General features: G+C 63.0%; 5 protein-coding genes. 4 read left to right on the top strand and 1 reads right to left on the bottom strand.

Annotated elements, in window-relative coordinates; genetic code table 11:
• Together AYR66_RS11665 and AYR66_RS11660 are read left to right on the top strand one after the other, a co-directional pair.
• Positions 1 to 1,107 (top strand): tripartite tricarboxylate transporter permease (locus AYR66_RS11665; protein WP_088709768.1); only part of this gene is annotated, 1,107 nt, incomplete at its 5' end.
• Positions 1,108 to 1,304: 197 nt separating this feature from the next.
• Entirely contained in the window at positions 1,305 to 2,387 is a 1,083-nt protein-coding gene (locus tag AYR66_RS11660) for a methyl-accepting chemotaxis protein (RefSeq protein WP_088707621.1), read from the top strand.
• Between the two features lie 39 nt (positions 2,388 to 2,426).
• On the opposite strand, the gene AYR66_RS30400 is transcribed toward AYR66_RS11660, so the two are convergent.
• Positions 2,427 to 3,074 (bottom strand): TetR family transcriptional regulator, encoded by a 648-nt coding sequence (locus tag AYR66_RS30400; protein ID WP_088707620.1) that lies wholly within the window; start codon positions 3,072 to 3,074, stop codon positions 2,427 to 2,429.
• Positions 3,075 to 3,229: 155 nt separating this feature from the next.
• Between AYR66_RS30400 and AYR66_RS11650 the strand changes: the two genes are divergently transcribed.
• Both AYR66_RS11650 and AYR66_RS11645 read left to right on the top strand, forming a co-directional pair.
• Positions 3,230 to 4,441: an efflux RND transporter periplasmic adaptor subunit gene (locus tag AYR66_RS11650; RefSeq protein ID WP_088707619.1), complete on the top strand. Its 1,212-nt coding sequence runs from the start codon at positions 3,230 to 3,232 to the stop codon at positions 4,439 to 4,441.
• A gap of 12 nt (positions 4,442 to 4,453) precedes the next feature.
• Positions 4,454 to 7,540, top strand: a 3,087-nt coding sequence (locus AYR66_RS11645) for an efflux RND transporter permease subunit (RefSeq protein WP_088709766.1), incomplete at its 3' end; no start/stop codon positions are given.

Raw genomic sequence — 7,540 nt, 5'->3', positions numbered from 1 at the left:
GCCCCGCCGCTGGCTGAACTGGCACTGACCTTCGGCCCCGCCGAATACTTCTCGCTGATGGTGCTCGGTCTCGTCGCTTCCGTCGTCCTCGCACACGGTTCGCTGCTGCGCGCAATCGGCATGATCGTGCTCGGCCTGCTGCTGGGTGTGGTCGGCACCGACGTCAACTCGGGCACGCCGCGCTTCACCTTCGACCTGCCTGAACTCGCCGACGGCATCAACTTCGTCGTCGTTGCGATGGGCATGTTCGGCCTGGGTGAAATCATCTCCAACCTGGAGCACGAAGAGACGCGTTCGGTCCTCTCCATGAAGGTCGGCCGCCTCATGCCGGACAGGAATGATTTCAAGCGCATCATCGCGCCTGTCCTGCGCGGCACCGGCATCGGTTCCCTGCTCGGCATCCTGCCCGGCGGCGGCGCAATGCTCGCGTCCTTCGTGTCCTACTCCGTCGAAAAGAAGGTATCGAAGAACTCCGCGCAGTTCGGCAAGGGCGCGATCGAAGGCGTGGCCGCACCGGAATCGGCAAACAATGCCGGCGCGCAGACGTCCTTCATCCCGATGCTGACCCTCGGTATTCCGTCCAACCCGGTGATGGCGCTGATGATCGGCGCCATGATCATCCAGGGCATCCAGCCGGGACCGGCGGTGGTGACGGAACAGCCGGCGCTGTTCTGGGGCATCATCGCGTCGATGTGGATCGGCAACTTTTTCCTGATCGTGCTGAACCTGCCGATGATCGGCTTGTGGGTGCGCATGATCATGGTGCCGTATCACTTCCTGTTCCCCGGCATCCTGGTGTTCTGCGCAATCGGTGTGTTCTCGCTGAACAACGCGGACTTCGACGTGTACCTGATGGCGGGCTTCGGCTTGTTCGGCTACATCTGCTCGAAACTGGAGATGGAAGCCGCGCCGATGCTGCTGGGCTTCATCATCGGTCCGATGATGGAAGAGTACCTGCGCCGTGCGCTGCTGCTGTCGCGCAGCGATCCGATGGTTTTCCTGCAGCGTCCGATCTCGGCCACCATGCTGGTGCTGGCGGCTGCGGCAATGGCGGTTGTGCTCATGCCAGCGTTGCGGAAGAAACGAGAGGAAGCGTTCGTCGAATGACGACGACGGAAAAAGGCACCGCGAGGTGCCTTTTTTACTGGCAGTCCGTACATATAAAAAAGTAGGGTGCGTCCCGCGCACCGGTGCGCGTGGCGCACCCTACAAATCAAGGGGAGGGGATGGTGATTGATGATTTGAAAATCAGCACGCGTATAGCATTTGCATTTGGGTCAGTAATAATCCTGAGCCTTGGCGCCATGGCACTCGGCGTCAACCTGCTCGGGGACATCGGACAGTGGATCGGTCGTGCCGGCACGTCGAATCCCGACGCAGTGGCCATCGCCGGCCGCATCTCGACAGTGACGACATGTATGGCCGCCGGCGGCGTGGCCGCGATCCTGGCGGCGATCGGCTTTTCGACCTGGCTTGTCGCGTCGACGGTGCGCCCGCTCGAAGAAGCGGTGCTGATCGCGGAAACCGTGAAGTCCGGCGATCTCAGCCAGGAGTTCGAGAGCGACCGGGGCGGCGAATTCGGCCGCTTGCTGCAAGGCCTCGGCGACATGGAAGACAAGCTCACCGATGTCGTGACGCGCATCCGCGACGCCAGTGATTCGATCATGGTGGCATCGGAACAAATCTCCGCCGGCAACCAGGATTTGTCCGAGCGCACGGAACAGCAGGCCCAATCGCTGCGCCGGACTGTCGACACGATGGAAGAGTTGACCGCGCGGGTGAAGCACAATGCCGAGGGCGCGCGCCAGGCGCACCTGCTGGCGACGTCCACGTCCGGCCTCGCTGGCAAGGGCGGGGAGGCGGTCAGCGAGTTGACGGGGACGATGGAAGCGATCAGCGCCTTTTCGAAGAAGATCGTCGACATCATCAGCGTCATTGACGGCATCGCATTCCAGACCAATATCCTGGCGCTGAATGCCGCCGTGGAAGCGGCGCGCGCCGGCGAAAACGGGCGCGGCTTCGCGGTCGTCGCCGCCGAAGTCCGCAGCCTCGCGCAGCGGGCGTCGACAGCGGCACGCGAAATCAACGGACTGATCGCCGAATCGGCGGCCAAGGTGGAAGAGGGCGCCGAGCGCGTGCATCGCACCGGCGAAACGATCGGCGAGATCGTGGCGAGCGCCAACCGCGTCGCGCAAATCGTCGCCGACATCAGCGCCGCCAGCGCGGAGCAGACTTCCGAGATCGAGCAGATCAACCAGAGCCTCGCTCACATGGACGAGGTGACGCTCCAGAATTCGGCGCTTGTTGAAGAGGCAGCGGCGGCGGCCGGTGCACTCAAGGAGCAGGCGGGCGGGTTGAATACGGTGGTCGGCAGCTTCAAGCTCTAAATTAATCCGAAGAAAAAAGTAGGGTGCGCCGTGCGCACCCTACGAATTCTGCGGCGATTTTCTCAGCCTGGGAGAGTGCCGGATCGCATCAAAGCACGCATCGACCAAGCGCTCGGCTTCCTCGGCCAGCGAAAAGTAATCCGGTGCCAGCAGCCAGTTCTGCAAAATCCCTTCAATACTTGCCTGCAAAAGCACGCCCGCTAGCCGGATATCCGTGTCGGCGGACAGGTGCTGTGTCTCTACCGCCCGCACCAGCGACTTGCGGATATGCTCCCGTCCGTTTAACGCCGCCTCGTGCTGGCGGATGTACATGACATCCGCCGGGTCCACGAACTCGGTCTTCTTCCAGAGAATCTCGATGATCTTGCGGAAGTGCGCATTCTGTTCGCATTCCTTCAGGAAGAACACGGCGACGTTGCGCATGTGATGCAGCGGATCGCCCGTCTTCTCCTGATTGACGGACTCTGCCAGCTGCTCCATCGGCAAATGCACGCGGTCGCACATGGCATTGAAAAGATCGCTCTTGTTCTTGAAGTGCCAGTAAATCGCGCCCCGCGTCATGCCGGCGGCTTCGGCGACTGCGTCCAGCGTCGTGCGGGCGTAACCGAGCCGATAGAACACGTCCTCGGCCGCATCCAGCAGCTGGTTGCGCGTTTCAAGCGCTTCTTCCTTCGTTTTCCTCGCCATCTTTGTTTCCTTGCAAAAACATTACGACACACGCCGATACAAACATACATGCACGCACGTATGTATAATACCCCTGTTGAAGCGAAAAGGTACCGTGCCCAGAAGGTCAAGGCCAGCAAAAAGGTGCTTTTCAATAACTTTTCTCCCAGAATTCCATGACTGCATATCAAAAGAACGCCTCCATTGCCGCTATCGTCCTTGCCGTAGCGGCCCTTACCGGCTGCGGAGAGCAGATTCGCAGCGCCCAGGCCCAGGCACCGGGCGGCATGCCGCCACCGGAAGTGTCGGTTGTCACCGTTGCGCCTGAACGCGTGGCGCTGACCAACGAACTCCCCGGCCGCCTCGAAGCGACCCGCGTGGCTGAAGTGCGCGCCCGCGTGCCCGGTATCGTCACCCAGCGCATCTTCCGCGAAGGCGCCGAAGTCAAGGCAAATGATGTCCTGTTCCGCATCGACCCCGCGCCGTTCCAGGCAACGGCCAACAGCGCGCAGGCCGCGCTGGCAAAAGCCGAGGCGAATCTTGCACAGACCACCCTCAAGGCGCAGCGCTACAAGCCGCTGGTCGAGACCAATGCCATCAGCAAGCAGGAATATGACGATGCCCTGACCGCGCAGAAACAGGCCGCCGCCGATGTGGCATCAGCCAAAGCGACGCTGGACACCGCGCGCCTGAACCTCGGCTACGCCACCGTCAATGCGCCGATTTCCGGCCGCATCGGACGCGCGCTTGTCACCGAGGGCGCGCTCGTCGGCCAGGGAGCGGCAACACCGCTGGCTACCATCCAACAGCTTGACCCGCTGTACGTGAACATTACCCAGCCCGCTTCCGAAGCCTTGAAACTGCAGCGCGCGATGCGCGACGGCAAATTGCAGAAGGCAGGCAAGGATGAGGTCAAGGTCAGCATCGTGATGGAAGACGGCGAGATCTACGCGCACGCCGGCAAGCTGCTGTTCTCCGACCAGACCGTCGACCCGGGCACCGGCGCAATTACCCTGCGCGCCGTCGTGCCGAATCCGGAACGCTTCCTGCTGCCCGGCATGTACGTGCGCGCGCGCGTCGAGCAGGCGGTCCAGGAAAACGCGCTCACCGTGCCGCAACAGGCCGTCCAGCGCAATGCCGATGCCGCGGTCGTGATGGTCGTCGGCCAGGACAACAAGGTCGCGCCGCGCCCGGTCAGGGCCGATACCGCCATTGGCGACAAATGGATCGTCAGCGAGGGTTTGAAGTCCGGCGAACGCGTCATCGTCGAAGGCTTCCAGAAAGCCCCGCCCGGTGCCGTTGTCAATGCCGTCCCGTGGAAGCCGGCCGGCCAGCCGCCGGTGATGCAAGCCGCAACGAAGAACCCGGCACAACCGGTCAAACAATAAGGGAGCAAGCGAATGGGAAAATTTTTCATTGAACGCCCGGTGTTCGCCTGGGTGCTCGCCATCTTCATCCTGATCGCCGGCGCGCTGTCCATCACCGGACTGCCTGTCGCGCAATATCCAACTATCGCGCCGCCGTCGGTGGTGGTCACCGCGACCTATCCCGGCGCCACCGCGCAGTCGCTCGAGAACAGCGTCACCAGCCTGATCGAGCAGGAACTGAACGGCGCACCCGGACTGCAGTACATGGAGTCCCAGAGCCAGGGCAACGGCCAGGCGCAGATCACCGCCACCTTCAAGCCGGGCACCAACATCGACCTCGCGGCGGTGGAAGTGCAGAACCGCATGCGGCGCGTCGAATCGCGCCTGCCGCAGTCCGTGATGCAGCAAGGCGTGCAGGTCACCAAGGCGCGCAGCAACTTCCTGATGGTGGTCACCCTGTCGTCGAAGGACGGCAGCATGGACCCGGTCGCGCTGGGCGATTACCTGTCGCGCAACGTGCTCAATGAAATCAAGCGCGTCGACGGCGTCGGCGAAGCGATCCTGTTCGGCACCGAGCGTGCGATGCGCATCTGGATCGACCCGGACAAACTGGTCGGCTTCAAGCTCACGCCTTCGGACATCGCCAATGCAATCCGCGCACAGAACGCGCAGGTCGCCTCCGGCACGCTGGGCGAACTGCCGTCCCCCGGCACGCAGCAGGTGACCGCGCCCATCGTTGTCACCGGCCAGCTGTCGAACCCGGAACAGTTCGGCAATATCGTGCTGCGCGCCAACACCGATGGCTCGGTCATCCGCCTGCGCGATGTCGCCCGCGTCGAACTCGGCGGCCAGGCATACGCCACGTCCGCGCGCATCGACGGCAAGCAATCCTCGGCCATCGGCATCCAGCTCTCGCCGACCGCGAACGCGCTCGGCACCGCCAGCCTCGTCCGCGCAAAGATGGAAGAACTGCAAAAGTACTTCCCCGCCGGCGTGCAATACGACATCCCCTACGACACCTCCAAGTTCGTGAAGATCTCGATCGAGGAAGTGGTCAAGACGCTGCTCGAAGCAGTATTGCTGGTGTTCCTGGTGATGTACCTGTTCCTGCAAAACATCCGCTATACGCTGATCCCGACCATCGTGGTGCCGGTCGCGTTGATGGGCACCTTCGCCGCGATGTATGCGTTCGGCTTCTCGATCAATGTGCTGACCATGTTCGGCATGGTGCTGGCGATCGGCATCCTGGTCGACGATGCCATCGTGGTCGTCGAGAACGTGGAACGCATCATGAGCGAGGAAGGCCTCCCGCCAGCAGCCGCAACGAGAAAAGCAATGGGCCAGATCACCGGCGCCATCGTCGGCATCACGCTGGTGCTGATCGCGGTGTTCATCCCGATGGCTTTCTTCGGCGGCGCCGTCGGCGCAATCTATCGCCAGTTCTCGCTGTCGATGGTGGCGTCCATGGCCTTCTCCGCCCTGATGGCGCTGACCCTCACGCCGGCCTTGTGCGCGACCCTGCTCAAGCCGGTTGAAGCCGGGCATCACCATGAAAAGAAAGGCTTCTTCGGCTGGTTCAACCGCAAGTTCAACAGCACCACCAACGGCTACCAGCGCATCGTGGTCGGCATGCTCGGCAAGACCACGCGTTACATGCTGGTCTACGGCGTCATCGTCGCCTGTGTAGGGCTGCTGTTCATGCGCCTGCCGGCTTCGTTCCTGCCGAACGAAGACCAGGGCTACATCCTGACCAACATCCAGCTGCCGCCGGGCGCCAGCGCCAATCGTACGCTCGATGTCGTCAAGCAGGTGGAAGGCTATTTCCTGAAGCAGCCGGGCGTTGCGCATACCGTCGCCGTCACCGGTTTCAGCTTCTCCGGCAGCGGCCAGAACGCGGGCATTACCTTCGTTCCACTGAAGGACTGGAGCGAGCGCGACGCGGCCAATACCGCGGATGCGATTTCAGGCAAGGCGATGGGTGTGCTGCTGCGGATCAAGGACGCGATCGTGTTCGCGCTCAATCCGCCGCCGATCCCGGAGCTGGGTAACGCCACCGGCTTCAATTTCCGCCTGCAGGACCGCGCCGGCCGCGGCCACGACGCCTTGCTCGCTGCACGCAACCAGTTGCTGGGCATGGCGGCCAAGAGCCCGGTCCTCGCCGGCGTCCGTCCGGAAGGGCTGGAAGACGCGCCGCAATTGCAGGTCGACGTCGACCGTGACAAGGCCAGCGCGCTCGGTGTCGCTTTTGCCGACATCAACGCCACGCTGACCGCTGCGCTCGGCTCGTCCTACCTGAACGACTTCCCGAACGAGGGCCGCCAGCAGCGCGTGATCATGCAGGCCGAACCGGCGCAGCGCATGCAGCCGGAAGACCTGCGCCAGCTCTATGTGCGTAATGTCGCCGGCGAGATGGTGCCGATGGCAAGCTTCACCGCGCTGAAGTGGATCACCGGCCCGGTGCAGGTGGTGCGTTACAACGGCTATCCGGCGATGAAAATCGCCGGCCAGGCCGCGCCCGGTCACAGCAGCGGCGAAGCGATGGCCGAAATGGAAAAGCTCGTGTCGCAGCTGCCTCCTGGCTTTGGCTTCGAATGGACCGGCCAGTCGCGCGAAGAGCAGATCTCCGGCGCGCAGATGCCGATGCTGATGGCACTGTCGCTGCTCGCCGTGTTCCTGGTGCTGGCCGCGCTGTATGAAAGCACCTCGATCCCGCTGTCGGTGATGCTGGTCGTGCCGCTCGGCATCCTCGGCGCGCTGCTCGGCGTGTCGATGCGCGGCATGGCGAACGACGTCTATTTCAAGGTCGGCCTGATCACCATCATCGGCCTGTCGGCGAAGAATGCGATCCTGATCATCGAGTTCGCGAAGGACTTGCAGGCCGAAGGCAAGGACGCAGTGACCGCCGCGCTCGAAGCCGCCAAGCTGCGCTTCCGTCCGATCGTGATGACCTCGCTCGCCTTCATCCTCGGCGTGCTGCCGCTGGTGATTGCGACCGGCGCGGGTTCGGCCAGCCAGCGTGCGATCGGTACCGGCGTGATGGGCGGCATGATTACAGCGACGGTGCTGGCCGTTTTCCTGGTGCCGGTGTTTTACGTCGTGGTGCGCCGTTTTTTCAAAGGC

This window comes from Noviherbaspirillum denitrificans (genome assembly GCF_002211445.1).
Lineage (GTDB): Bacteria > Pseudomonadota > Gammaproteobacteria > Burkholderiales > Burkholderiaceae_D > Noviherbaspirillum > Noviherbaspirillum denitrificans.
Note: the sequence above shows the minus strand (reverse complement) of the source record. Positions and strands in the feature narration are given on the sequence as shown.